Origin of the sequence: Microbacterium sufflavum (genome assembly GCF_023091155.1) — a bacterium.
In the GTDB taxonomy this organism is placed as follows: Bacteria; Actinomycetota; Actinomycetes; order Actinomycetales; family Microbacteriaceae; genus Microbacterium; species Microbacterium sufflavum.
In genome coordinates this window covers 2,019,900-2,043,280 of record NZ_JAHWXK010000001.1, presented here as the reverse complement: position 1 = coordinate 2,043,280, position 23,381 = coordinate 2,019,900, and the positions used below count along the sequence as shown (strand labels likewise).

Sequence of the window (23,381 nt, the reverse complement as noted above, 5' to 3'; positions counted from 1 at the left end):
TGGCGGCATGACCGCGAAGACACGAGTTTCGACCGACGCCGCCCCCGCCCCCGCCCACACCTTCTCGCAGGGAGTGCGCAAGGGCCCGATCGTGCAGGTCTCCGGCCAGGGCCCGGTCGACCCCGTCACGAACGAGTACCTCCACCCCGGCGATGTCGCGGCACAGACCACCCGCACGCTCGAGAACGTCAAGGCGATCGTCGAGGCGTCCGGCGCCACGTTCGACGACGTCGTGATGCTCCGCGTCTACCTGACCAAGCGCGAGGACTTCCCCATCATGAACGAGGCCTACGGCGCGTTCGTCGAGGCGCACACGACGAGCGGGGTCCTGCCCTCGCGCACCACCGTCTTCACCGGCCTTCCGCGCGAGGAGATGCTCGTCGAGATCGACGGTCTCGCCGTCATCGACTGACCGCGCAGCCGGACGTGTCCGGAGAACGGGGAGGCAGGGTAGCAGACCGTTGCCTCCCCGTTACCTGCCATCCCGTACCATTGAGAGACTGGATGCGTCAGAACCGCGGGGGGTGTAGTTCGTGACCGATGTGATTTCCGTACCGGGCGCTGCGACGGGAGCTCCTGCCGACGACGGCACGCCCACCAGCGTGCTCGCGCCCGCGGATGCGCCCACCGAGACGGTTCCGCCGCACACCGGTGAGCAGCCCCTGGCCTGGGCTCCGATCGAACCGTCTCCCAAGAAGCGCCGCCTCGGCCTGTGGATCGGTCTCGGCGTCGGAGTCGTCCTGCTCGGCGCGGGAGCGGCCTCCGCGATCCTCATCGCACCGGGGACGACCGTCGCGGGCATCCCCGTCGGATGGATGACGCCGGGCGCCGCCGCCGACGCGATCAGCACGCACCTGGCGCAGACGGAGGTCACGCTCACGGGTGAGGGCGACGGCGCGGTCCTCACGGGCGCCGACCTGGGCGCCACGGCCGATGCCACCGCCCTGGCCGATGCCGCTTTCGCCGCCCACCCGCTCTGGAACCTCGGGTCCTGGATGGGAGACCCGGTACCGGCCGACATCACCCTCGACCCCGAGAAGGCCACGGCCGCCCTGCGGGACGCCGTTCCCGCGAGTTTCGTCGACCCGGTCGATGCGGGAGTCGTGTTCGACGCCGCGACCGGCGCGTACACGATCACGCCTTCGGAAGCCGGCACCGGCATCGACCTCGGCGACCTCGGCACGGCGTTCGTCGACGCGGTCGGCGACGGTCGCACCTCCTTCGAGTATCCGGGCGGCCCCGCCGAGGCCCTTCCCTCCGTGAGCGACGCCGACGCGACCGCCACGGCGAGCGAACTCAACACCATGCTCGCCACGATCGGCTTCTACGTCGGCGAGGAGCGCACGGTCCCGATCGACCCCGCCACGGCCGCCTCCTGGCTGACCGTCGTGGACGACGAAGGTCAGCTGCGCATCCAGGCCGACCCGCAGGCGATCCAGGCGACCGTCGACGCGCTTCCGGCCGCGGTCGACCGCGCCCCGGTCAATGCGACCGTCATCGTCGACTCGGCCGGCACCGTGCTGCGCGCCGAGCAGGAGGGCGTCACCGGACGCGCGCTGGGTGACACCTCCCAGATCGCGGAGCAGTTCGCGACCCAGCTCGCCGCCGGCGACGGTGTGTTCGCGCTGACCGTCACCGAGACGCCGTTCGAGACGGTCAACCTGTTCCGTCGCATCGACATCGACCTGAGCTCGCAGCGGGCCACGCTGTACGAGAACAATGCGGTCGTGAAGTCGTGGGCCGTCTCGACCGGGCTGCCCGGCACTCCGACGCCGACGGGCAACTTCAAGGTCTTCGCCCACACGCGCATGCAGGACATGGGCTGCTACCCCGGCGCCCCGTACTGCACCGAGAACGTCCCGTGGATCACCTGGTTCACCACGAACATCGGCTTCCACGGCACGTACTGGCACAACAACTTCGGCAACCGCATGAGCCACGGCTGCGTGAACCTGCCGATCGACCTCGCGAAGTACGTCTACGACTGGTCGCCCGTGGGCCTCGAGGTCTCCGTCCACAACTGACGCACCTCGGGTCCGCGGATACGAGAAGGGGGCGGATGCCGCAGCATCCGCCCCCTTCTCGTCGTCTCAGCGCAGGGCGTCGACGATCTCGTTCAGCGTCGCGGACGGGCGCATGACAGCGGCCACGAGCTTCTCGTCCGGGCGGTAGTAGCCGCCGATCTCGGCCGGCTTGCCCTGCACCGCGTTGAGCTCGGAGACGATGGCCTCCTCGTTCGCGGCGAGCTTCTCGGCGACCGGGGCGAATGCCGCGGCCAGCTCGGGGTCCTTCGTCTGCTTCGCCAGCTCCTGCGCCCAGTACAGGCCGAGGTAGAAGTGGCTGCCCCGATTGTCGATCGTGCCGAGCGCCCGACCGGGCGAACGGTCTTCCTCCAGAAAGGTGCCGGTCGCGGCGTCGAGCGTCTCGGCGAGCACGCGGGCCTTCTCGTTGCCCGTGCGGTCGGCGAAGTGCTCGAGCGAGGCCGCGAGCGCGAAGAACTCGCCCAGCGAGTCCCAGCGCAGGTAGTTCTCCTCGACGAGCTGCTGCACGTGCTTCGGGGCGGAGCCGCCGGCGCCGGTCTCGAACAGCCCGCCGCCCGCGAGCAGCGGGACGATCGAGAGCATCTTGGCGCTCGTTCCGACCTCGAGGATCGGGAACAGGTCGGTCAGGTAGTCGCGCAGCACGTTGCCGGTCACCGAGATGGTGTCCAGGCCATGACGCATGCGGGCGAGCGTGTAGCGCGTCGCCTCCTCCGGCGCGAGGATCGTGATCGTGAGCCCCTTGGTGTCGAGCGTCGCCAGACCCTGGTGCACCTTCGCGATGATCTGCGCGTCGTGCGAGCGGTTGGCGTCGAGCCAGAACACGGCGGGCGCTCCGGTCGCACGGGCGCGCGAGACCGCGAGCTTCACCCAGTCCATGACCGGGATGTGCTTCGTCTGGGTCGCGCGCCAGATGTCGCCCTTGCCGACCTCGTGCTCGATGAGCACGGTGCCCTCGCTGTCGAGCACCTGGACGATGCCGTCCTCCGCGATCTCGAAGGTCTTGTCGTGGCTGCCGTACTCCTCGGCCGCCTGCGCCATGAGCCCGACGTTCGGGACGGTGCCGATCGTGGCCGGGTCGAGCGGGCCGTTCGCGATCACGTCGTCGATGACCGCCTGGTAGACGCTCGCGTAGGAGGAGTCGGGGATCACGGCGATCGTGTCGGCTTCCTCGCCGTCCTTGCCCCACAGCTTCCCGCCGTTGCGGACGAGCGCGGGCATGGACGCGTCGACGATGACATCGCTCGGCACGTGGAGGTTCGTGATCCCCTTGTCGGAGTTCACGTACGACAGGCGCGGCCCCTCGGCGATGGCCTTGTCGAACGCGGTGGCGATCTCGTCGCCGTTGGCGACGTCGGCCAGCCCCGCGAGGATCGAGCCGAGGCCGTCGTTCGCGCTGAGTCCGGCTTCGGCCAGCTGCGTGCCGTACTGGTCGAAGACGTCCTTGAAGAACGCCTTCACGACGTGGCCGAAGATGATCGGGTCGCTGACCTTCATCATGGTGGCCTTGAGGTGCACCGAGTACAGCACGTCGTCCGCCTTGGCGGCCTCGAGCGTCTCGGCGAGGAAGGCGTCGAGCTCCTTCGCGGACAGGAAGGTGGCGTCGATGATCTCGCGCGGGAGGACCTTGAGGCCTTCCTTCAGGATCGTGACGGTGCCGTCCTTCGCGGTGTGACGGAACGAGAGGACGTCGTCGTGGGCGGCGACCCACGAGCGCTCGTTGTGCTTGAAGTCGTCGTGACCGAGCGTAGCCACACGAGTCTTCGACCCCTCCGCGAACGGCTTGTTGCGGTGCGGGTGCTTCTTGGCGTAGTTCTTCACGGCCAGCGGGGCCCGGCGGTCGCTGTTGCCCTCGCGCAGCACCGGGTTCACCGCGGAACCCTTGATGCGGTCGTACCGCGCCCGCACGTCCTTCTCCTCGAGCGACGTGGGCTCGTCGGGGAAGTCGGGGATGTCGTATCCCTGCTGCTGCAGCTCGGCGATGGCGGCCTTGAGCTGCGGGATCGACGCCGAGATGTTCGGCAGCTTGATGATGTTGGCCTCGGGAAGAGTGGCCAGGCCGCCCAGCTCGGCCAGCGCGTCGCCGACCTGCTGCTCCGGCGCGAGCTTCTGCGGGAAGGCGGCGAGGATACGGCCGGCCAGGGAGATGTCCCGCGTCTCGACCTCGATGCCCGCCTGGCCGGTGTAGGCCTGGATGATGGGCAGGAACGAGGCGGTGGCCAGTGCCGGTGCCTCGTCGGTGTACGTGTAGATGATGGCGTCGTCGGTCACCGGGAGGTTCTCCGTTCACGGGGCGATTTGTCTCGATACCAAGATACCCCGAGCGCGCTCGACGCCCCGCCCGCCCGCTGGACGCCTCCCGCCGACGATGTGCGCCCGCCTCCCCCGGTCCGAAAATGTTCAGCCGGGACGTGTCGAGTCCGCCGGGAGGGGCTAGCCTGGGGGCATGTCCGAACTGCGCATGGTCGAACTCTCCGCTGCGACGATCGTCGCCGTGAACAACCTGTCGCTCAAGCCCGGACAGGAGCAGTTCCTCGCTCCGGTGTCGTACGGCATCGCGGCAACCGTGATCAACCCGCAGACGTCGTGGCAGCGCGTCATCCTCGACCGCAACGAGGTCGTCGGCTTCGTCAGCGCGAACTTCGACGACGAGGCCCCCGAGGAGCACTTCCGCTCCGTGCTGTGGCGCATCAACGTCGACGCCGACGACCAGGGCCGCGGGGTCGGTCGCTTCGCGGTCGAGAGCCTCATCGAGGAGGCCCGCCGCCGCGGCGTCGACCACGTCAACGTCATCTACGAGGCGGGCGAGGAGGGGCCGGAGGCCTTCTTCCGTCGCGTCGGCTTCACCCCGGTCGGCGAGACGGCCTACGGCGAGGTCATCGCCGAGATCCGCGTCGAGCCCTGAGACCGGCGGCGGGGTCTCGAATCCCCTCCCCCATCGAGACCCCGTCGCCCCCGGCTGAGCCACCTCCCGTAGCGACTCAGCCGCTCCTTAGTAACGTGTTACCCCTTAGTTGGTATCGTTGTCGTGCCGCAGCTGCGGCCCCCCTCGAAGAAAGCGATACCCATGCTCACCATGCCTCTCTGCCTCTGCGCGCCCATCGAGACGACGGGAGCGACGCGATGATCACGCACGCCCTCGCTCCCGCGGCACTCGACGCCCTTTCCGCCCTCGCCGTGGGGCGCCGCGGCATCTACCGCGACGACGCGGCCTTCGACGACCTGCTGGCGTCGGCGACCGCCGCACTCGCCGCGGAGGACCCCGACACCGTCGCGGTGATCCGGCGCTTCGCGGCCGCCGACGTCCCCGACGGCGCAGTCCTCTTCACCGGCTTCACCGTGGACCAGGAGCAGATGGGGCGCACCCCGGAGGGGTGGCAGCTCGAGTTCCAGAATCAGGACCGGGACCCCGTCACGGAGGCCACGCTGCTCGCCCTCGCCGGAACCGCGGGGGAGATCTTCGCGTTCGCGCGCCAGCACGCCGGCGCCCAGATCCAGAACGTCGCGCCGGTGAAGGGCCACGAATACGACGCGGTCGGCACGGGCAGCCGCGGCTTGCTCGACTGGCACACGGAGGACGCGTTCGACGACGCCCACCCGCACTACGTGGGCCTGCTGTGCGTGCGCGGCGATGTGAACGCCGACACGGCCCTCGCTCCGATCGACCGCGTGGTCCTGAGCCCGGAAGACGAGCGGATCCTGCGCGAGCCCCGATTCCTGCACGGCATCGACAAGGCATCGGGCGGCACGGGACGACCCGAGGACGGGGTCCGTGGACCGGTCCTGTACGGCGAGGACGGCGAGCGCTTCGTGCGCATGGACATGGACTGCGCGGCCGCCGTCGAGGGCGACGAGGAGGCGGCCGCCGCGCTGCGGCGCTTCCACGACGCGGCGGACGCCGCCCGTATCGCCGTGAATCTGAAGGCGGGCGACCTGCTGCTGTTCGACAACCGTCGCGTGCTCCACGCCCGGACCAGCTTCGAGCCGCGCTACGACGGCACCGACCGCTGGCTCCAGCGCGTCATCATCACGGGTGACCCCGGCGCGTCGGCCGGACGCCGCACCCGTCGCCCCCGCGTCGTCGAGAACGACCCCGCCGGGCAGTGAGCTCGACCGTTCACGCCGGCGTGATCCGCCTCCGCTATCTGCTGGGTCGCGCACGGCGCATCGACGTGGGTTCGTTGATGCGCCGTGCGCGTGCGGTGGCGACGCACCATGATCAGCGCACGGTTGCGGTGCTCGTCGACATGCTCAGGGAGGCGGCCTTCCACCAGGTCGGCTTCCAGGACTACGTCGACTACGACTTCGCGATGCTCACGGCGGCGGAGCGCCGCACCATGATGACGCATCCGCTGTCGAATCGGCTGTCCTACCTGTTCGACCACGCCGACTACCGGCACATCTTCCACGACAAGTGGGAGTTCGTGCGCGTGTTCTCTGACCTGTTGGGGCGGGAGTGGATGCTGCTGGACAACGACAATGCGGACGCTCTGCGCTCGTTCGCGGACCGGCACCAGACGCTGATCACCAAGCAGCAGCTCGGGCGCTCCGGCCATGCGATCCACCGGTACCACGGCGCAGACGTATCCGACTGGGACGCGTTCCACCACCGGCTGATGGAGAACGGCGAGCTGCTCGTCGAGGAGAACATCGTGCAGCACGACGCGCTGTCGGCGGTGTGCCCGGGGACCGTAAACTCCACGCGAATCACGGCGTTCTTCGACGGCCATCGGACGCATATCCTGTCCATCGCCCAGAAGTTCGGTCGCGGCCAGGCCGCCGACCAGATGGACTGGGGCGGCTTCTACACCATGCTCGACGCGGACACCGGGCGGGCCCTCGGCGACGGCTACGACTCCCACGGCAACGTCCACCGATTCCATCCCGACACGGGCTACCGGATCGCCGATTTCCAGTTGCCGCTGTACGACGAGGTGATCGCGCTGATCGACCGGGCTGCCCGCCGCGTGCCGCAGGTGCAGTACGTCGGATGGGACGTGGCGGTCACCCCGACGGGTCCCGTGATCATCGAGGGGAACTGGGGCACGGGAGTGTACGAGGTGAAGCCGAGCGTGCTCGGCATCCGCACCGGCCACCGGCCCCGGTTCCAGAAGGCGATGGGATTCTGAACGCCCTGATCCGTGCCCGCCTCTCCCGCGCCGCACTCGCCTCGAACGCGCACCGTCAGGCGGCGGCGAGCGTCGGCGTCCCGGTGATCGACCTGCGCCGGGATGCGTGGGGACACGGCCTGACCTGGGTGGCGGGGATCGCGCACGACGCCGGTATCCGCCACGCGATCTTCGACGCCTCGGCCGGGCGCAGCGCGGCCCGGTCGGGCCTGACCCCGTGCGACGAGCCGGCGACGATCGATCCCGCGCGCCTGTTCGGCTGGCCCGGTGCGGACACGGAGCCCGTGATGCGCGTCGCCGGGCGCGTCCTCTCCACCAAGGAGCTGCGGGCGGGCGAAGGGGTGTCGTACAACCACACGCACCATGCGGGCACCGACACCCGTGTGGCGCTCGTGACCGGCGGGTTCGGCCACGGCATCCCCCGGGCGCTCGGGAACGAGGCCGACGTCGAGATCCGCGGCCGGCTGTTCCCGATCATCGGACGGGTGGCGATGGACGTGTGCGTCGTCGACATCGGTCACGCGCCGATCCGGCACGGTGAGGAGGTCGTGTACTTCGGCGGGCCCGGTCCCGCGCGGCACGCACTGGCCGACTGGACCCGCATCACCGGCTGGACGGCCGCCGAGCTCGTGTGCGCGCTCGGGCTGCGCGCCGCGCGAGAGGAGACACCATGACCCTCCCCCGACTGGTCGTGGATCTGCGTCGGCTGCGCGCCAACATCCGCGAACTGCAGCGCCGGAGCGCGCCCGCCGAGGTCATGATGATCGTGAAGTGCGACGCGTACGGACACGGGCTCGAACGGGTCGTCACGGCTGCGGCCGCCGAAGGAGTGCGCTGGTTCGGGGCGTTCGACAGCGCCACCGCGGTGCGCGCGCGCGCCGCCGCCGGCCCCGACGCGCGGGTCTTCGCGTGGGTGACCATGACCCGGAGCGAGATCGCGGCGGCGGTGCGCGCGGGCGTCACCCTCGGGGTGGGTGACGCCGACTACCTGGAACGTATCGTCGAGGTGAACCAGCGTCGCCCGCAGCCCGTGCACCTCAAGATCGACACGGGTCTGCATCGCAGCGGGATCCGCCCCGAGCAGTGGACCGAGGTGGTCCGGCGGGCGGCGGAGCTGGAGGCCGCGGGAGCGATCAGGGTCGAGGGCATCTGGAGCCACATCGCCGAGGTGAGCGACCGCGACGACGACCTGGCGCGAGCCGCGTTCCGGGAGGCGGTGCAGCGGGCGGAGGCGCTGGGCCTCACGCCGACCGTGCGGCATCTGGCTGCCAGCGCCGCGGGCGCCGCCCGCTCCGAGTTCCGCTTCGACCTGGTGCGCTTCGGGGCCTTCGCGTACGGGATCCGGTCGGTGGGGGCGCCGCCGCCGGACGACATCGCCCTCGCCTCCACGCTGCTCGCCCCGGTGATCCGCGTGGACGCCGAGGCCGTCACGATCGGGATCGGCAGTCTCGACGGCCTCCCCTCGACCCTCGCCGGCTGTTTCGAGGTCGGAACGGCCGCCGGCGCCCGACGCGTGCTGCGGATCGGGCCGACCGAGAGCGTGGTGCGCCCCTGGCCGCGGGCGGCGATCGGCGAGGAGGTGGCCGTGTGGGGGCCGGGCGCCCGCGGGGAGCTCGACGCGACGAGCCTGGCCGAACTCATCGGCACGGTCGGTGAAGAGCTCCTGGTGCGGCTCTCCCCGCTGATAACGCGCGAGTACCGAGCCGGGCGTCGACCCGGTGCGGGCTGATCAGGCGTCGTCGTCCGACCGGGGGCGGCTGCGGCGGCTGCTCCACGCGGCCAGTGCCGAGGCGGCGGCTCCCGCGGCGCGGTCGATCGCCTCGACCGAGCGGTTCACCATGTCGTGCGCGGCATCCTGCCACGCGGGAGTGGTCGGCGCCTCCCCCGCGTGCACCCTGGCCGCATGCTCCGCCGCCTCGAACGCGCGCTCCAGCTCCGCGACCGCGTCGCGGTAGGCGGCGAACTCCGCCGCCGTGATCCGCCCCGTGGTGCCGCGGCGCGCCTCCACCGCCGTGCCCGCGGCACGCAGGTAGGCGGCGGTCTCCGGGCGCTTGACATCGGTCATCGCCGGATACGCGATCTGCAGCGCAGGGTCGGTCTCGTACCGCATCCACCGGGCCGTGACCGCGTCGTGCTCGGCGTACAGCCGCTCCAGCGGCCGCGGCGCCGAGCCGGCCGGGATCGCCGCACGGGCCGCGTTCACCCGCACCCGCCGAGCCCGCACCTCCGCCGACGCCGCGCGTGCGTCGCGCTCCCGCTCCCGCAGCATCCGTCGCGCCCCCGCGACCTGCTCGGCCGTGGCCCGCTGCGCGGCGCGCTCCGCCGTGACCCTCGCGAGATCGGCGCGCGCGATCTTCAGCGTCGTGCGCCGAGCGACCGCCGTCTGCTGCGCGATCCGCAGATCGTGTCGGGCCGCGTCGTACTCGAGCCGCCGCCCGCTCCGTGTGCTGCGGCGGCGCAGCCCGATCGCACCAGCGGTCGCGCCGGCGGCGGCGGTCGGCGCGATCCACCACCACTCGGCGAGGAGCAGCACGGGGTCCATACCTCGATGCTACCGACCCGTACCGACGGCGGCGATGCGCCGAGGGCCCGGCCTCCACGGGGAGACCCGGCCCTCCGCGCACGCGGACGCCGTCAGACGAGCGTCTCCTGCCACGCGGCGTGCAGCTGCGCGAACTTGCCGGAGCCGCCGATGAGCGCCTCCGGGGTGTCGTCCTCGATGATGCGGCCGTGCTCCATCACGAGCACCCGGTCGGCGATCGCGACCGTCGACAGCCGGTGCGCGATGATGATCGCCGTCCGGTCAGCGAGCAGCGTCTGCAGCGCGTCCTGGATCAGCCGCTCGGAAGGGATGTCGAGCGAGGCGGTGGCCTCGTCGAGGATGAGCACCGCCGGGTCGGCGAGGAAGGCGCGCGCGAACGAGATCAGCTGTCGCTGCCCCGCCGAGACGCGCCCACCGCGCTTGTTCACGTCGGTGTTGTAGCCGTCGGGCAGCGCCGAGATGAAGCCGTCGGCGCCCACCGCGCGGGCGGCGGCCTTGATCTCGTCGAGCGAGGCGTCCGGCTTGCCCAGGGCGATGTTGTCCGCGACCGTCCCGCTGAACAGGTACGCCTCCTGCGTGACCATCACGATCGCACGACGGAGGTCCTTCGGGTGCAGCGAGCGCAGGTCGACGCCGTCGAGGGTCACCCGACCCTCCGAGGGGTCGTAGAAGCGCGAGATGAGCTTGGCCAGCGTCGACTTGCCCGCACCGGTCGTCCCCACGAGGGCGATCGTCTGCCCGGCCGGGATGTCGAGCGAGAAGTTCGGGAGGATCGTCTTCTCGCCGTTGTACCCGAACGTGACCTCGTCGAACTCGACGTGTCCGCGCGACTCCCACAGGTCCACCGGCTTCTCGGGGTCGGGCACCGTCGGCACCTCCTCGAGCACGCCGGACACCTTCTCCAGCGCCGCGGTCGCGGACTGGTAGGAGTTCAGGAACATCGCGATCTCCTGCATCGGCGCGAAGAAGTTGCGCACATACAGCACGGCGGACAGCAGCACGCCGACCGTGAGGGCCCCCGTCGACACCCGGATGCCGCCCCACAGCACGACGGTCCCGAGCACCAGAGCCGCGACGCCCATGAGCCCCGGCTCGAACGTGCCGAACAGCAGCATCGAGCGGCGGTTCACGTCGCGGTAGTCGCCGGCGACCTGCTGGAACGCCTCGTCGTTGCGCGGCTCCTTGCGGAACGCCTTCACCGCGCGGATGCCGGTCATGGTCTCCACGAACTGCACGATGACCTTGGCGCTGATCACGCGCGACTCGCGGTACACCAGCTGCGAGCGCGAGTAGAACCAGCGCATCAGGAAGAACAGCGGCACCCCGCCGAGCGCGAGGATGAGGCCGGACTGCCAGTCCCACACGCACAGCGCGATGAAGGTGAACAGCCCGAACAGCACGCCCGACACGAGCTCGTTCAGGCCGCCGTCCAGCAGCTCCCTGATCGAGTCGAGGTCGCTCGTCTGTCGCGAGATGATGCGCCCCGAGGTGTACGACTCGTGGAACTCCAGGCTCAGCCGCTGGGTGTGCAGGAAGATGCGCTTGCGCAGATCAAGCAGGATCGCCTGCGTCAGCTTCGCCGCGATGATCACGTACCAGGCGATCAGGGCGGCCGCGAGCGCACCGGCCAGCAGGTAGATCCCGCCCACCACGAACGTCGGCATCCAGTCGGCGTTCCCGATCACGGCCGGCAGTGCACGGTCGAGCCCGATGCTGATCAGGATCGGACCGGCGACCTGCAGCGCCGTCGAGATCACGAGCACCACCGCGGCGAGCACGATCTGCGGCTTGAGCGGCCGCACGAGCGAGCCGAGCAGGCGCAGCGACCGCTTGCGGATCGCCCTGCTCTCCTCGCGGGTCAGGCGGGAACGGTCCTCGTCCTGGGTGCCGGTGAGCGTGGAGCTCATCGCTGCACCTCCTTCTCGCTCATCAGATCGTCGTCGGCGGCGTCCTCCCGGAGGCCGTCCTGCACCGCATCGTGGATCTCCGCCTCGGTGTCGCGGATGACCGGGATCGCGCCGGTGCGCGCCGCCTCCTCGGCCTCCAGGCTCGAGATGACGTGACGGTAGTGGCGGCTGGTCTTCAGAAGCTCCGCGTGCGTGCCGACCGCGGTGACCCTGCCGGCCTCCAACAGCGCGACCCGATCGGCCAGGGCGACCGTCGACGGGCGGTGCGCCACGATCAGCGCCGTGGTGTCGGCCAGCACGTGCCGCAGGGCCTCCTCCACCAGGGCCTCGGTGTCGACGTCGAGCGCCGACAGCGGGTCGTCGAGCACGAGGACCTTGGGCGCGGCGGCGACGGCACGCGCGAGCGCCAGACGCTGCCGCTGCCCGCCGGACAGGCTCAGGCCCTCCTCGCCGATCACCGTCTCGACCCCCTCCGGCAGCGTGTCGACGAACGACGCCTGGGCGACGTCGAGGGCCTCGCGCAGCACGCGCTCCCCCTCGTCGCTGTGCATGTCGAGGTCGGCGCGTCCGAGCAGCACGTTCTCGCGCACCGACGCCGAGAACAGCGTCGCGTCCTCGAACGCCATCGCGATGTGCCGACGCAGCTCCGCGAGCGGCAGGTCGCGCACATCGACGCCGTCGAGAGTGACCCGTCCGCCCGTCACGTCGTACAGCCGCGTGGGGAGCGTCGTGAGCGTGGTCTTGCCGCTTCCGGTCAGGCCGACGAGCGCCATGGTCTCGCCGGGCCGCAGCACGAGGTCGATGCCGTCGAGCAGGTCGCGCTCGTCGGCACCCGCGTCCTGGTAGCGGAAGTGAGCACTCTCGAACGCGAGTTCGCCCCGCGGCTCGTCGATGTGCACCGGGTGCTCCGGGTCCGTGATGGTGTTGGTCTCGGAGAAGATCTCGAACACGCGGTCGGTCGCCGTGCGGGCGTCGAGCATGAACGAGAACAGGAAGCCGATCGACTCGATGGGCCAGCGCAGCACCACCGCCATCGCGAAGAAGGCGAACAGCTCCGCCTCGGTGATCGCGCCCTGCGAGATCAGCCAGATGCCCGACATCAGGCTCAGGCCGAACGCGATCTGCGGCATCAGGTCGAGCCAGAACCAGATGGACGCGATCGCGCCGGCCTTGCTCATCTCGGTCTCGCGCAGCGTCTCCGCCTGACGGCTGAAGCGACGCAGGGCGTGCTTGCCGCGGCCGAACGCCTTCAGCACGCGGATGCCGTGCACGCTCTCCTCGACGCTCGTGGCGAGGTCGCCCGCCTGGTCCTGACTGCGGCGGGTGAGGGCGCCGTAGCGCTTCTCGAACAGGTAGCCGCGGATCCACAGCGGGATCGCGGTCACCAGGAAGATCGTGCCCAGCAGCCAGTGCCAGCGGAACAGCAGCACCGAGCCGATGATGATCGTGAGCACATTGACCACGAGCAGCACGAGGCCGAACGCGAGCCAGCGGCGGATGAGACCGATGTCCTGCATCATGCGGCTCAGCAGCTGTCCCGACTGCCAGCGGTCATGGAACGCGACCGGCAGCGTCTGCAGCCGCGAGTACAGCTCCGTGCGCATCGTGTACTCGACCTGCGTGGCGGGGAACAGCACGAACTGACGGCGGAGCCACACCATGAGCGCCTCGCCGAGCGCCAGGGCGAACACGGCGGCCGCGCCCCACACGATCGCATCGATGTGACCGGAGCGGACCGGTCCGCCGATGATCTGCTCGAGCACGATCGGGATCATCAACGCGATGAGAGCGGCGGCGAGAGCGCTCGCGGCCCCTCCGGCGAGACGCCAGACGACCGGCTTCACGAAGGGCTTGAGCCGCCACAGCGCGGCGGGGGTGGACAGGGTGGACGACGGATTGTGCGCGGAAGACGAGGAAGACATGTCTCTCAGAGGAGTCGAGGCGAAACGAAGAGGAAGAGGGACGGATGCGAGAGCGGGCTCCTGGAGCCCGGCATCCGGTGCAGAACGGGGCGGCGGCTCTAGGAGAGCGGGCGCACCGGGGTCGAGCCGAGAGTGGCGATCTGCGCGGCGGCGATCGTGGTCATGGTGTCCTCCTCATGGGCTCGGCGAGGTCGTCCGGTTGGCGCGACAGCCCATCAGCCTATTCCTGTGAACCAGCTGGGCGCAAGAGGAATTCCCGCGGCAGCCGAAAGCCCCGTCCCGCGTGGAGACGGGGCGGGGCTTCGGACGGCTCAGCGCGCGGCGCTCTCACGGGCCAGGAGGCTCTGCTTCACGGCGAGACCCCACGCGAAGCCGCCCAGCGAGCCGTCGGTGCGCAGCACCCGATGGCACGGGACGAACAGGGCCGGGGCGTTGCGGGCGCAGATCGACGCCGCCGCGCGCACCGCGTTCGGATTGCCGAGGCGCGCGGCGAAGCCCGTGTAGGTGAGCGGCCGACCCGGCTCGATGCCGCGCAGCGCATCCCACCCCGCGCGCTGGAGGGCGGTTCCGGTCTGCTTCACCGCGACGGCGTCGATCGCCGACACGTCACCGGCGTAATAGGCCAGGGCGGCAGCCGCCGCGTCGGTCTCGGCGTCGCGCAGCTCCTCCGGACGGGCGGCGGCGGAGAGGCGACCGAGGATCGCCTCCACGTCGTCGGTCCACCCGGAGGCGAGGACGCGCTGCTCGGCGTCGGCCAGGATCGTGAACGGGCCGTCCGGGGTGTCGATGGTCTGGATCAGGGCGGTCATGGCGTCTCCTTCGTCTGGGTCTCGTCGTCGGTCGCGGCCGCGCGGGCGGCAGGCGACCGCGGCCCCGCGGGGCGCTGGGGTGCCGCACGCCACAGGTGCGCGCTGAGGTAGCTCCGCCAGGGGGCCGTGCGCTCGGCCCAGGCGACCAGGGGCTTCGGCTCGCCGGGGAGTCCCACCGCCGCCGCGCCCGCGCGCAGCGCGACATCGCCGGGGAGCAGGATGTCGGGGTCGCCGAGCACACGCATCCGCACGTAGTCCGCCGTCCACGGTCCGATCCCCGGCATGGCCAGCAGGGCCGCGCGCTGCTCCGCGCCGTCATCGCCCACGGTCAGCGTGAGGCTGCCGTCGGCGAGGGCCGCGGCGGCCCCCGTGACCGCGCGGATCCGGGCCGCGGGGCCCCGCAGCACCTCGGCCCCGTGCTCCGCGATCGCGGTCATGGTGGGGAACAGCAGCCCCTCGGGTGTCTTCTCCCCCAGCGCCTCGGTGAGTGCGGTGAGCGCGGTGCGGGCGGCGACGACGGTGATCTGCTGCCCGATCATCGCCCGGATCAGCATCTCGTGCGGATCCGCGGCACCGGGCACCCGGATCCCCGGCGTGCGTGCGACCAGCGTCGCCAGCGACGGATGCGCGGCCAGGGCCTCGTCGATCGCGAGGGGGTCGGCGTCGAGGTCGAACAGGCGCCGCGCGGTCGACACCAGCGGCGCCAGGTCGCTCAGGCGTGCGACGCGAGCCCGCAGCCGCAGCCGCTCGCCGTCCTGCCGCACCTCGAACCACGCGGGGCCGCCCGGCATGCGCAGGTGGCGCGCGAACGCGTCGGACCGCGCCTCCTCGACCCCCGCGACCGCCCTGGCCGCCATCCACGCGAACACCCCGGCCGCGTCGAACGGGCCGCGGTACGGCAGGGCCAGGTCGATCGCCCCCGGCACGTCGGACGCCGGAGTGCGTCGCCGCGCCCGCAGCTCGCCCGGCGTGAGGCCGAACACCTCGCGGATCGTGTCGTTGCACTGGCGGATGCTCTGGAACCCCGCGGCGAACGCCACATCCGCCACCGGCATGTCCGTGCCCACGAGCAGCATGCGGGCCGTGTGCGCGCGGTGCGCCCTGGCGAGCGCGAGCGGGCCGGCGCCGAGCTCGGTGGTCAGCAGCCGCGTGAGGTGCCGGCTGGAGTAACCCAGGCGGGCGGCGAGGCCCGGCACGCCTTCGCGCTCCACGACCCCGGTCGCGATCAGCCGCATGGCGCGCGCCGCCGTGTCTCCGCGCACGTCCCACGCGGGCGACCCCGGTGCGGCCTCGGGCAGGCAGCGCTTGCAGGCGCGGTAGCCGGCCTCGTGCGCGGCCGCACTCGTGGGATAGAACGTGACGTTCTGCGGCTTCGGGGTGCGGGCAGGGCAGCTCGGCCGGCAGTAGATCCCGGTCGAGCGGACCGCGGTCACGAACTGCCCGTCGAAGCGGGTGTCGCGCGCACTGATGGCGCGGTACCGCTCGTCGAAGTCGATCACGGGGAGGCTCATGTCCTCCACTCTGCCACCGACCACCGACCCCGGCTGGCGGAAATCGGACACGACAGTGAAGGCCCCGGAGACGACGGAACCCGCCCTCCCGAGGAGAGCGGGTCCCGGACGCGGATGCGCGGAGGTCAGTGGAAGAAGTGACGCTCCCCGGTGAAGAACATCGTCACGCCCGCCTTGCGCGCGGCGTCGACGACCTCCTCGTCGCGCACCGACCCACCCGGCTGCACGATCGCGGTGACACCCGCGTCGATGAGCACCTGCGCACCGTCGGCGAACGGGAAGAAGGCATCGGAGGCGGCGACCGATCCGGCCGCCCTGTCGCCCGCTCGCTCGACCGCGAGGCGGCACGAGTCGACGCGGTTGACCTGACCCATGCCGACGCCGACCGTGGCGTTGTCCTTCGCCAGCACGATCGCGTTCGACTTCACCGCGCGGCAGGCCTTCCACGCGAAGATCAGGTTCTCCATCTCCTCGTCGCTCGGACGCTCACCCGACACCAGCTCCCAGTCCTTCGCGACCGACACGATGTCGTCGGGGAAGCGGTCGGCGTCCTGCAGCAGCAGCCCGCCCGACACCAGCCGCACGTCCATGCGCTCCTGCTGCCAGTCTTCGGGCAGCTGCAGCAGACGCAGGTTCTTCTTGGCCTTGAACACCTCGAGCGCGGCGGGCTCGAACGACGGCGCGACGATGACCTCGGTGAAGATGTCCTTCAGGTTCTCGGCCATCTTCAGCGTGACGGTGCCGTTCGCGGCGATGACCCCGCCGTACGCCGAGACCGGGTCGCACTCGTGTGCGCGCAGGTGTGCGCTGGCGATCGGGTCGAGCGCGTTCGGCGCGGTCGTGGCGATCCCGCACGGGTTCGCGTGCTTGATGATCGCGACGGCGGGCTTGATCATGTCGTACGCGGCGCGCAGCGCGGCATCCGCGTCGACGTAGTTGTTGTACGACATCTCCTTGCCCTGCAGCTGCGTGGCCTGGGCGATGCCGTGGCCGCCGGCGCGGGTGTAGATGGCCCCGCGCTGGTGCGAGTTCTCGCCGTAGCGGAGGGTCGCGAGGCGCTCGGCCTGGATCGTGAGGTGTGCGGGGAGATCGCCGGGCTCGGTGAGCGTGCCCTCGGCGAACCACTGCGCCACGGCCGTGTCGTAGGCGGCGGTGTGGGCGAAGGCGCGCGCGGCGAGCTCACGGCGCTGGCCGAGCGTGGTGCCGCCGTCGGCGACGGCCGACACGATCGCCGGGTAGGACTCGGGCGAGACCACGATCGCGACGTTCGCGTGGTTCTTCGCCGCAGCGCGGACCATGGCGGGCCCGCCGATGTCGATCTGCTCCACCACGTCGTCGCCCACGGCGCCGGAGGCCACGGTCTCCACGAACGGGTACAGGTTCACCACCACCAGCTCGAACGGGGCGATGTCGAGCTCCTCGAGCTGGCGCTCGTGGTCCTCGAGGCGCAGATCGGCGAGCAGGCCGCCGTGCACCTTGGGGTGCAGCGTCTTCACGCGGCCGTCGAGCATCTCGGCCACGCCCGTGACCGCGGCCACGTCGGTGACCTCGAAGCCGGCGTCGCGGATGGTCGAGGCGGTCGAGCCGGTCGACACGATCTCGACCCCGGCGTCGGCGAGGGCCGCGGCGAGCACGAGCAGATCGGTCTTGTCGCTGACCGAGACGAGGGCGCGCCGGATCGGCACGGTGTCGCGATCGCGGTAGAGCGTGGGGTCGTGGCGGGGGCCGGCCATGATGGGCTCCTTCGTGCGGGGGCGTGCGGGGGTTCGGGGGGTTCAGGTCAGGACGAGATCGCCGGTCGCGATGCGACGGACGACGTCGATGAGCAGGCGGCGCTCGACGGGCTTGATGCGCTCGTGCAGGGTGTGCTCGGTGTCGTCGGCGCGGATCGGGACGCGCTCCTGCGCCAGGATCGGGCCGGTGTCCACGCCGTCGTCGACCACGATCACGCTCGCCCCGGTCTCGCGCACTCCGGCCGCGAGGGCGTCGCGCACGCCGTGGGCCCCGGGGAACTCCGGGAGGTACGCCGGGTGCGTGTTGATGATCCGCGGGGCGTACGCGGCGACCAGCGACGCCGGCAGCAGACGCATGAGCCCGCTGAGGACCACCAGGTCGGGACTCCACACCGCCAGCTGCCTGCCGAGCTCCTCGCCCCAGGCCTCGCGGCTCTCGTGCTCGTGCCACGGGACGGTGAAGCTGGGGATGCCGAACTCCTCGGCGTGCGCCAGCCCCTCTGCTTCGCGATCCGCGCCGACGACGACCACTCTGGCCGGGAAATCGGGGTGACGAGCGGCCTCGAGGAGGGCGCGAAGGTTCGAGCCGGCGCCCGAGATGAGAACGGCGACCGTGAGCACGCGCCCAGTCTACCGGCGCATGCGGACCGCCCTGCGCGGGCGGCTGCGCGGGCGGCGAGGATCAGCCGCGACGGTCGCGGTCGTCGCCGTCGGGCAGCGGCGGGACGCGCAGGTCGCCGAGCGGAGCGGTGTCGTCGGTGAGGGACGGCCATGCGGTCGGCTCGGCGGGAAGCGGCCCGCGGTCGCGCTCGGCCTCGGTCATCTCGGCGAGCCAGCGGTCGGTGCGCTCCTCGGCGAGTTCTTCCCGGTTGCGCGGCGCGAGCAGCAGGATCGCCGCGCCCACGAGCACCTCGGCGCCGAGCGCGAGGGCGAAGGGAAGCACGGCGGGACCGACGACGCCCAGGCGCCCCGGTCCCATCGACCCGTTCGCGAGCTCGGCCGCGAGCCCCGCGACTCCCGCCGTCACCGCGGCGATGCCCACCGCGATGACGGCGCGCTGCAGCAGCCCGAGCGGTGTGCCCTCCCAGACGAGCCGGGAGCGCACGGCCCAGCCCGCGAACGCGCCGGCCGCGACGGGGACGAGCACCACGATCAGCATCCACATGGAGGTGTTCTCCGGCAGCAGCCCGAACACGGGGATGCCGGGGACCACGCCGAGCTGGGTGCCGGCGGGCGACACCGCGGTGCCGGCGCCGACCGCGAAGCCGGGACCGGCGAGCCACGCCGCCGCCCACACGATCAGGGTGGGCAGATACGCCAGCTGCGCGAGCGTGAGCACGGTGGCGCCGAGCGCGTCGACGCGCGCACCCTGGAACAGCGCGACCACGTCACCGCCGCGGGTCAGCACCGACAGGGCCACGGCGAGCGCCGCCGCTCCGGTCACGCCGACCAGGACGAAGGCCGCACCCCGGACGATCGCCGCGGGCACGGGAGCCCAGTCCTCCCGCGCGTCGAGGCGGTCGTGCAGGCGGTCGAGGAGGCCGCCGTCGCCGTCGTCCCAGGCCACCCGGACGGCGCCGCAGACGGCGCCCACCAGATAGACGGCGGCGGGCAGCAGGATCGCGAGCGGCAGCGGCGTGCGCACCGCATCGAGCCGTGCCGTCAGCGCGACCAGTGTGGAGATCGCGGCGAACACGGCGGAGCCGGACAGGGCACCCAGCAGCCACGCCCCCGCGTGGGCGGCGCGCGCTCCGGAGCGCGCGGCGAACAGGAGCGTGAAGAACAGCAGCAGCAGGGGCGTGATCGAGACCGCGAACGATGCGGCCTGCGCGGGGATGCCCAGCGTGACGAGGAGCTCGTCGGGGATCGTGACCTCGAGCGGGACGCCGTGCCCGAACTCCCAGAGCGTGCCCGTGAGGGGCCAGAGCGCGCCCCAGTCGGCCGTGACGCCGAACGCGACCGTCCACAGCAGCGTCAGCGGCGCCAGGAGCACGGCCAGTCCGACCGCGGCCGCGATGGCGGCGTCGAAGGCGGCAAGGAGCGCGACGAGGAGGCGTTGCATAGCGATTCGAGACTACGACGAGTTGCCGTGCGGCTCCTCGGGGCGCGCGCGGGGCGGGCGACACGGTAGCGTTTCTCCGGAGGTTACCCGATGACAACTGCCCCGCCCGCCCCGGCGACCGCCGAGCCCACCGGCGCCCTGGACCGCTTCTTCGAGATCAGCAAGCGCGGATCGACGATCGGCACCGAGATCCGAGGGGGCCTGGTGACGTTCGTCACGATGGCCTACATCGTGATCCTCAACCCGATCATCCTGTCCGGCAAACCCGACGTCGCCGGGAACATGCTGGACTTCAACGCGGTCGGTGCCGCGACCGCCCTGACCGCCGGCGTCATGACGATCCTGTTCGGGCTCGTCACGCGTCTGCCGTTCGGCTTCGCCGCCGGACTCGGCATCAACGCGTTCGTCGCGTTCTCCGTGGTCGGCCAGGTGACCTGGCCCGAGGCCATGGCGCTGGTGATGATCAACGGCGTCGTGATCGTGCTGCTCGCCGCCACCGGACTGCGCAAGGCGATCTTCGACGCGGTGCCGTTCCAGCTCAAGATCGCGATCACGGTCGGCATCGGCCTGTTCATCGCGTTCATCGGCTTCGTCAACTCCGGCTTCGTCACCGCGACCGGTGCCTCCTCGCCGCCCGTCGGGCTCGGGGTCAACGGCTCCGTCGCGACCGTGCCGAGCCTGCTGTTCGTGATCACGCTGCTGCTGACGGGCATCCTCGTCGCGCTGCGCATCAAGGGCGGCATGCTGATCGGCCTGATCGGCGGCACCGTGCTCGCCGTGATCGTCGAGGCCGTCTGGCACATCGGCGCCCGCGGCTTCGACGACGAGGGCAACGTGATCAACCCGGGCGGCTGGGGTCTGACGGTTCCCGCGCTGAACGGCTCCCCCGTGGGCGTGCCCGACCTGAGCCTGATCGGCGCGGTGGACTTCTCGTTCGACCTCGGCAAGGTCAGCCTCGTCGCGCTCGTGATGATCGTCTTCACCCTGCTCTTCACGAACTTCTTCGACGCGATGGGCACCATGACGGGTCTCGCGAAGGAGGCGAACCTGGCCGACGACAACGGCGACTTCCCGCGCATCAAGTCGGCGCTGGTGGTCGAGGGCGTCGGTGCGATCGCGGGTGGCGCGACCTCGTCGTCGTCGAGCACGGTGTTCATCGAGTCGGGCGCGGGGATCGGCGAGGGTGCCCGCACGGGCCTGGCCAACGTCGTGACCGGCGTGGTGTTCCTGATCGCGATGTTCCTGACCCCGCTCACCTCGATCGTCCCGACCGAGATCGCCGCGGCGGCCCTGATCATCGTCGGTGCCATGATGATGGCGCAGATCCGGCACATCGACTTCGGCGACTTCCGCGTGCTGCTGCCGGTGTTCCTCACGGTCTCCGTGATGCCGCTGACGTACTCGATCGCGAACGGCATCGGCGCGGGCTTCGTGAGCTGGGTGCTCATCCACGCGTTCTCCGGCCGAGCGAAGACCATCAGCCCGCTGCTGTGGGTGGTCGGTGCCGGCTTCCTGATCTTCTTCGCACGCGGACCCATCGAGGCGCTGTTCGGCGTCGGGATCTGACGAGCGGATCCACGGAGGGGCGGGTGCTGCGGCACCCGCCCCTCCGTGGTTTCCCTGGGCCTCAGGCGTAGGCGGCGGCGAACTCGGCGGACGGCTCGATCGGCTCGATCACGTCGATCAGCACCCCGCCGGGAGCCTCGACGATGAAGTGCCGCTGACCGAAGTCCTCATCGCGCAGGGCCAGCCGTTCGGTCAGTCCGCGCTCCCCCACCAGCCGGGCGTGCTCGGCGGCGGCGTCTGGCACCTCGACGTTCAGCAGCAGTCCGGTGACCGGTGCGCGGAAGCCCTCCGGGATGGTCTCGTGCGTACGGTCGAGGATCGCGAGCTCTCCCCCGTCGAAGCGCAGGCTCACGTACCAGTCGGACTCGAACGTCGTGTCGAATCCGAGCTCCTCGCGATAGAACCGCGCTGCCGCGGACACGTCGTCCACCATCAGCACCGGGTAGAAGCTGGTGATCTCCATCGTCACTCCTTTACATACTGCGTGTTTGTATTCGTCCGGCTAGAATACATACAACACGTACGTAAAGGAACCCGCATGCCCCGCGCCTCCGCCGCCGACGCCGCCGCCACGGCCCGCCGCATCCTCGACACCGCCACCGCGCACTTCGCCGCACGAGGATACGCGGCGGCCTCGGTCGACGACATCGCCCGGGCCGCGGGCGTGACGCGCGGCGCCGTGTACCACCACTACGACTCGAAGCCCGGACTGTTCGCGGCCGTCGCCGCCGCCGCGCAGGAGCGGGTCGCCGCCGCCATCGCGACCGCCACGCGCGACACCCCCGGCCCCGCCGCGCTCCGCGACGGCAGCCACGCCTTCCTCGACGCCATCACCGCGGGAACCGCCGCGCGCGTGCTCCTCGTCGACGGCCCCGCCGTGCTCGGCTGGGAGCAGTGGCGTCGCCTCGACGCCGAGGGGCCGGAGCAGGAGCTGCGTGCGGGACTGCGCGAGGCCGGGGTCCCGTCCGCACAGGTCGACGCCCTCACCGCCGCGCTGTCCGGCGCCATGAACGAGCTCGCCCTGTGGCTGGCCGCCCGCCCCGACGACACCGCGGCGCGACGGCAGGCACACCGCGCACTCGACCGCCTGCTCGACGCCGTGACGTCGGCGCACTGAGACCGGACGCGACGAGGACCTGGGCACGACGATGCCCCGGACACGACGATGCCCCGGACACGACGATGCCCCGGACACGACGAAGGCCCCGGGGTGGAGCCCGGGGCCTTCGCTACCAGTGTACGCCTTACAGCGCCTCGATGATCTCGCGCATCAGCGCGGCGGTCTCGGACGGCGTCTTGCCGACCTTCACGCCCGCGGCCTCGAGGGCCTCCTTCTTCGCCTGCGCGGTACCGGCAGAGCCGGAGACGATCGCACCGGCGTGACCCATGGTCTTGCCCTCGGGAGCCGTGAAGCCCGCGACGTAGCCGACGACCGGCTTCGTGACGTTCGCCTTGATGTACTCCGCCGCGCGCTCCTCGGCGTCGCCGCCGATCTCGCCGATCATCACGATCGCCTTGGTCTCGGGGTCGGCCTCGAACGCGGCCAGCGCGTCGATGTGCGTGGTGCCGATGACCGGGTCGCCGCCGATGCCGATGGCGGTGGAGAAGCCCAGGTCGCGCAGCTCGAACATCATCTGGTAGGTCAGGGTGCCCGACTTCGACACGAGACCGATCGGGCCCTTGCCGGTGATGTTCGCGGGAGTGATGCCGACGAGCGCCTCACCGGGCGTGATGATGCCGGGGCAGTTCGGGCCGATGATGCGGGTCTTGTTGCCCTTGCTCTGCGCGTAGGCCCAGGCCTCGGCCGAGTCGCCCACGGGAACGCCCTCGGTGATGACGACGAGCAGCGGGATCTCGGCGTCGATGGCCTCGATCATCGCGTCCTTCGTGAAGGCGCCGGGGACGAAGGCGATCGACACGTCGGCGCCGGTCTCCTTCATGGCCTCGGCGACCGAGCCGAAGACGGGGAGCTCGACGGCGTTGCCGTCCTTGTCCGTGTGCGAGACCGTGGTGCCGGCCTTGCGGGCGTTGACGCCACCGACGACCTGGGTGCCGGCCTTGAGCATGAGCGCGGTGTGCTTGGTGCCCTCGCCGCCGGTGATGCCCTGGACGATGACCTTGGAGTCCTTGTTGAGGTAGATCGACATTTCTCTCGTCCTTC

General features: G+C 71.2%; 20 protein-coding genes. 9 read left to right on the top strand and 11 right to left on the bottom strand.

From position 1 onward, the window contains the following. Window positions 1-7: 7 nt before the first annotated feature. Complete coding sequence (locus tag KZC56_RS09965; RefSeq protein ID WP_136030997.1) at window positions 8-412, top strand: RidA family protein; 405 nt, start codon at window positions 8-10, stop codon at window positions 410-412. A 121-nt stretch (window positions 413-533) separates the two neighbouring features. After that, complete coding sequence (locus KZC56_RS17800; RefSeq protein WP_247638477.1) at window positions 534-2,024, top strand: L,D-transpeptidase family protein; 1,491 nt, start codon at window positions 534-536, stop codon at window positions 2,022-2,024. A gap of 66 nt (window positions 2,025-2,090) precedes the next feature. On the opposite strand, the gene KZC56_RS09955 is transcribed toward KZC56_RS17800, so the two are convergent. Next, window positions 2,091-4,310: an NADP-dependent isocitrate dehydrogenase gene (locus KZC56_RS09955; protein ID WP_247638476.1), complete on the bottom strand. Its 2,220-nt coding sequence runs from the start codon at window positions 4,308-4,310 to the stop codon at window positions 2,091-2,093. Between the two features lie 175 nt (window positions 4,311-4,485). Between KZC56_RS09955 and KZC56_RS09950 the strand changes: the two genes are divergently transcribed. The 5 genes from KZC56_RS09950 to KZC56_RS09930 all read left to right on the top strand — a co-directional run bounded on the left by KZC56_RS09950 (window position 4,486) and on the right by KZC56_RS09930 (window position 8,897). After that, window positions 4,486-4,944, top strand: coding sequence for a GNAT family N-acetyltransferase (locus tag KZC56_RS09950; protein ID WP_136031001.1), 459 nt, complete (start codon window positions 4,486-4,488; stop codon window positions 4,942-4,944). Between the two features lie 218 nt (window positions 4,945-5,162). Continuing rightward, a complete protein-coding gene (locus KZC56_RS09945; protein ID WP_247638475.1) occupies window positions 5,163-6,146 on the top strand; it encodes a TauD/TfdA family dioxygenase in 984 nt (327 codons plus the stop codon). Next, the gene (locus KZC56_RS09940; protein WP_247638474.1) at window positions 6,143-7,168 is read left to right on the top strand and encodes a sugar-transfer associated ATP-grasp domain-containing protein; all 1,026 of its coding nucleotides are present in this window, start codon (window positions 6,143-6,145) and stop codon (window positions 7,166-7,168) included. The genes KZC56_RS09945 and KZC56_RS09940 overlap by 4 nt, the downstream gene beginning before the upstream one ends. 83 nt (window positions 7,169-7,251) lie before the next feature. Beyond that, window positions 7,252-7,842: an alanine racemase C-terminal domain-containing protein gene (locus KZC56_RS09935; RefSeq protein WP_136031005.1), complete on the top strand. Its 591-nt coding sequence runs from the start codon at window positions 7,252-7,254 to the stop codon at window positions 7,840-7,842. Continuing rightward, window positions 7,839-8,897, top strand: a complete 1,059-nt coding sequence (locus KZC56_RS09930) for an alanine racemase (RefSeq protein WP_247638473.1) — start codon at window positions 7,839-7,841, stop codon at window positions 8,895-8,897. The genes KZC56_RS09935 and KZC56_RS09930 overlap by 4 nt, the downstream gene beginning before the upstream one ends. On the opposite strand, the gene KZC56_RS09925 is transcribed toward KZC56_RS09930, so the two are convergent. The 8 genes from KZC56_RS09925 to KZC56_RS09890 form a co-directional block, all read right to left on the bottom strand. Then, complete coding sequence (locus KZC56_RS09925; protein ID WP_136031008.1) at window positions 8,898-9,710, bottom strand: hypothetical protein; 813 nt, start codon at window positions 9,708-9,710, stop codon at window positions 8,898-8,900. Window positions 9,711-9,802: 92 nt separating this feature from the next. Next, the gene (locus KZC56_RS09920) at window positions 9,803-11,617 is read right to left on the bottom strand and encodes an ABC transporter ATP-binding protein (protein ID WP_247638472.1); all 1,815 of its coding nucleotides are present in this window, start codon (window positions 11,615-11,617) and stop codon (window positions 9,803-9,805) included. Continuing rightward, window positions 11,614-13,539 carry an ABC transporter ATP-binding protein gene (locus tag KZC56_RS09915; RefSeq protein ID WP_247638471.1) on the bottom strand — a complete coding sequence of 642 codons (1,926 nt, stop codon included), beginning with the start codon at window positions 13,537-13,539 and terminating at the stop codon, window positions 11,614-11,616. The genes KZC56_RS09920 and KZC56_RS09915 overlap by 4 nt, the downstream gene beginning before the upstream one ends. 311 nt (window positions 13,540-13,850) lie before the next feature. Next, window positions 13,851-14,348 (bottom strand): methylated-DNA--[protein]-cysteine S-methyltransferase, encoded by a 498-nt coding sequence (locus KZC56_RS09910; protein ID WP_136031014.1) that lies wholly within the window; start codon window positions 14,346-14,348, stop codon window positions 13,851-13,853. Beyond that, the gene (locus KZC56_RS09905; RefSeq protein WP_247638470.1) at window positions 14,345-15,859 is read right to left on the bottom strand and encodes a DNA-3-methyladenine glycosylase 2 family protein; all 1,515 of its coding nucleotides are present in this window, start codon (window positions 15,857-15,859) and stop codon (window positions 14,345-14,347) included. The genes KZC56_RS09910 and KZC56_RS09905 overlap by 4 nt, the downstream gene beginning before the upstream one ends. 125 nt (window positions 15,860-15,984) lie before the next feature. Further along, the gene (gene purH / locus KZC56_RS09900; RefSeq protein WP_136036784.1) at window positions 15,985-17,592 is read right to left on the bottom strand and encodes a bifunctional phosphoribosylaminoimidazolecarboxamide formyltransferase/IMP cyclohydrolase; all 1,608 of its coding nucleotides are present in this window, start codon (window positions 17,590-17,592) and stop codon (window positions 15,985-15,987) included. Between the two features lie 42 nt (window positions 17,593-17,634). Further along, window positions 17,635-18,213, bottom strand: coding sequence for a phosphoribosylglycinamide formyltransferase (purN, locus tag KZC56_RS09895; RefSeq protein WP_136044962.1), 579 nt, complete (start codon window positions 18,211-18,213; stop codon window positions 17,635-17,637). A 61-nt stretch (window positions 18,214-18,274) separates the two neighbouring features. Further along, on the bottom strand, window positions 18,275-19,654 hold the full coding sequence (locus tag KZC56_RS09890; RefSeq protein ID WP_247638469.1) for a cell division protein PerM: 1,380 nt from the start codon (window positions 19,652-19,654) through the stop codon (window positions 18,275-18,277). A gap of 90 nt (window positions 19,655-19,744) precedes the next feature. Here KZC56_RS09890 and KZC56_RS09885 point away from each other — a divergent pair, with 90 nt between their 5' ends. Further along, window positions 19,745-21,220 carry an NCS2 family permease gene (locus tag KZC56_RS09885; protein WP_136031023.1) on the top strand — a complete coding sequence of 492 codons (1,476 nt, stop codon included), beginning with the start codon at window positions 19,745-19,747 and terminating at the stop codon, window positions 21,218-21,220. A gap of 61 nt (window positions 21,221-21,281) precedes the next feature. Here the strand turns inward: KZC56_RS09885 and KZC56_RS09880 are convergent, their stop codons facing one another. Beyond that, the gene (locus KZC56_RS09880; protein WP_247638468.1) at window positions 21,282-21,683 is read right to left on the bottom strand and encodes a VOC family protein; all 402 of its coding nucleotides are present in this window, start codon (window positions 21,681-21,683) and stop codon (window positions 21,282-21,284) included. Between the two features lie 75 nt (window positions 21,684-21,758). Here KZC56_RS09880 and KZC56_RS09875 point away from each other — a divergent pair, with 75 nt between their 5' ends. Beyond that, on the top strand, window positions 21,759-22,337 hold the full coding sequence (locus KZC56_RS09875; RefSeq protein WP_247638467.1) for a TetR/AcrR family transcriptional regulator: 579 nt from the start codon (window positions 21,759-21,761) through the stop codon (window positions 22,335-22,337). Window positions 22,338-22,464: 127 nt separating this feature from the next. On the opposite strand, the gene sucD is transcribed toward KZC56_RS09875, so the two are convergent. Next, window positions 22,465-23,367: a succinate--CoA ligase subunit alpha gene (sucD, locus tag KZC56_RS09870; protein ID WP_136036215.1), complete on the bottom strand. Its 903-nt coding sequence runs from the start codon at window positions 23,365-23,367 to the stop codon at window positions 22,465-22,467. Between the last annotated feature and the right edge of the window lie 14 nt (window positions 23,368-23,381).